Below are 3,041 nucleotides of genomic sequence, written 5' to 3' on the forward strand. Positions count from 1 at the left end.
TGACTGGCTTGAGCACTTCGTAAGCAACCGGATCGGTTACTTTCTTCGGCTTGCCGCGCTTGTCCATTTCGTAAGCGTAGAAACCTTTGCCGTTCTTCTGGCCCAGGCGATTGGCTTCGTACATCACGTCGACAGCGGTACGGCCTTCAACAGCCATGCGGTCTGGGAAGCCTTCAGCCATCACGTCACGGCCGTGGTGGCCAGTGTCGATGCCGACTACGTCGGAGAGGTAAGCCGGGCCCATGGGCCAGCCGAATTTCTCCATGACTTTGTCGATACGCACGAAGTCCACGCCAGCGCTGATCAGCTTGGAGAAGCCGCCGAAGTACGGGAACAACACGCGGTTGACCAAAAAGCCTGGGCAATCGTTAACCACGATCGGGCTTTTGCCCATTTTCTTGGCGTAGGCAACGGTGGTGGCAACTGCCACTTCGCTGGACTTCTCGCCACGGATTACTTCAACCAACGGCATCATGTGCACCGGGTTGAAGAAGTGCATGCCGACGAAGTTTTCCGGACGCTTAAGGGCTTTTGCCAGCAAGTTGATCGAAATAGTCGAGGTGTTCGACGCCAGAATGGCATCTTCCTTAACCACGGCTTCCACTTCAGCCAAGACGATTTGCTTGACCTTCGGGTTCTCGACCACAGCTTCAACCACGATATCAACGTGACCGAAGTCGCCGTAAGACATGGTTGGGCGGATAGCGGTCAAGGCTTCAGCCATTTTCGCTGGAGTCAGACGACCTTTAGCGACACGGCTACCCAGCAGCTTGGACGCTTCGGCCAAGCCCATCTGAATACCCTCTTCGCGGATATCCTTCATCAGGATTGGCGTGCCTTTGGAGGCCGACTGGAAAGCGATACCGCCGCCCATGATGCCAGCGCCGAGTACGGCGGCCAGTTTCACGTCTTTGGCGATAGCGTCGTAAGCCTTGGCTTTTTTCTTCAGTTCCTGATCGTTCAGGAACAGGCCAACCAGGCTTTGCGAAGCAGGCGTCTTGGCCAGTTTCACGAAACCGGTGGCTTCCGCTTCCAGGGCTTTTTCACGGCCGAAGTTGGCCGCTTTCTGGATGGTTTTGATCGCTTCAACCGGCGCCGGGTAGTTCGGGCCCGCTTGACCGGCGACGAAACCTTTGGCGGTTTCGAAAGCCATCATTTGTTCAATGGCGTTGAGCTTGATCTTTTCCAGCTTCGGCTGACGCTTGGCCTTGTAATCCAGCTCGCCGGAAATGGCGCGCTTGATCAGGTCCAGCGCAGCAGCTGCGAGCTTGTCAGCTGCAACAACGGCGTCGACAGCACCTACTTTGAGGGCGTCTTCGGCTTTGTTTTCCTTACCGCCGGCAATCCACTCGATGGCGTTATCGGTACCGATAACACGCGGCAGACGCACGGTGCCGCCAAAACCTGGGTAGATGCCCAGTTTGACTTCTGGCAGGCCAACTTTGGCGCCGCTAGCAATGACGCGGTAATCCGCAGCCAAGCACATTTCAAAACCGCCGCCCAATGCGATGCCATTAATAGCAGCAACAGTTGGAACGCCCAGGTCTTCAAAATCACTGAAGATTTTGTTGGCTTCAAGGTTGCCGGCTACCAGCTCTTCATCGGACAACTTGAAGTTGTCGACGAACTCGGTGATGTCGGCGCCGACGATAAATACGTCTTTGCCGCTGCTGACGATCACGCCCTTGATCGCGCCATCGGCCTTGATGGCATCCACAGCCTGGCGCAATTCGGCCAGTGTGAGACGGTTGAACTTGTTGACGGACTCACCCTTGAGGTCGAAATTCAATTCGACAATGCCGCTCTCAAGAGCCTTAACCGTGATGGCTTTACCTTCGTAAATCATCAACTGATCTCCACGGTATGGAAGCTGAACAGTACACGTCGGACGCCAAGCAGCGGACCCGTCCGCAGCAGGACCGTCGAGAATAGTCTCGAACAGCCTGACATACCCGCCGACGCGATATTCGGGCGGCCTATAAACCAGGCTGCAACAAAGCAAACACTTGATTCATACGCCCGTTTGATTCGGGTGCGCACACCTTCGTGCAAAAGGATGCGCTTGTCAATTGGGGCGCAGCGAGCTGTTGCGCCATCAGATGATTTTGACCTTGGTGTAAGGGAAAACATTCCAACTGCTCTAGACCGGGCCTAAATAGCTGTAAGGCCCATGCCATCAAAGTGATGCCGGTCACAGCTAGCCAAAGCCAAAGCGTCCGAGTACAGTCGTCTCAACACGCCAAAAGTGCGTGACAAAAACAAAAACAATGAAGTCCACGGAGTACCCCATGACGAGCCGTCTGCTTGCCATATCGCTTAGCGCCCTACTCGCCCTTCTCGCTCCGCTGCACAGCGCTTTTGCAGCAACGCCCGCGACCGCGCCCACCGACAACCTACTCAAATTGCATCAACTACGCCTGGCCGCGCAGAAGAGCCTTGGCGATTTTTATATGTACAACAGCATGGATGGCGATCAGCGCTATGCGCGGCAGATCGAGGAATCGGTGCACGACGCCAGCGCCCGTATGGCCGAACTGACTGACCTGCCTGGCGATGCTTCCAAGGCCATGCGCGCTCAGTTGGAGCAGCAGTTAAACGCCTACGAAGCCGAATTGAAAAACCTCACCACCGCGATGAAAACCCAGGGTTTTACTGACTTGCAGCCGGTAGCCGACCTCGCTACCCGCAATCAGCAGTTGATGGCCCTGAGCAGCGAGCTGTACAGCAAAATCCAACAAGAAAGCGGCCAGATCGTCCCGCCTATGACCCAACAGAGCCGCGAGCAAAGTCTTCTGATGCAGGCCATTGCCGTGGACTATGCTTCGCGCAGCGCATCGGTGGGCGGCACCTTTATTGGCAGCGCGGCGGGTGAAGAACACTCCATCGACGACCTGGTAACCCAGTTCGCCGGCAAGCTCAGCAGCATGGAAAGCGCACCGCAGAACACCGCACAAATTCGCGAGTCGCTGAACGGCATAAATACCAAGTGGCGCTACATCGAAAAATCGCTGAAAAATTACAATGAGAACTCTGTACCATTC

At 55.6% G+C, this 3,041-nt stretch carries 2 protein-coding genes; one reads left to right on the forward strand and one right to left on the reverse strand.

The window, feature by feature from the left end; translation table 11 throughout:
• The coding region (gene fadB / locus AAAB16_RS20530) for a fatty acid oxidation complex subunit alpha FadB (protein WP_340664993.1) at positions 1–1,846 on the reverse strand (1,846 nt) is incomplete at its 3' end.
• Between the two features lie 442 nt (positions 1,847–2,288).
• Here fadB and AAAB16_RS20535 point away from each other — a divergent pair.
• Positions 2,289–3,041 (forward strand): hypothetical protein (locus AAAB16_RS20535; protein WP_340664994.1); only part of this gene is annotated, 753 nt, incomplete at its 3' end.

The sequence above is a fragment of the Pseudomonas sp. genome, assembly GCF_037994325.1.
Classification (GTDB): domain Bacteria; phylum Pseudomonadota; class Gammaproteobacteria; order Pseudomonadales; family Pseudomonadaceae; genus Aquipseudomonas.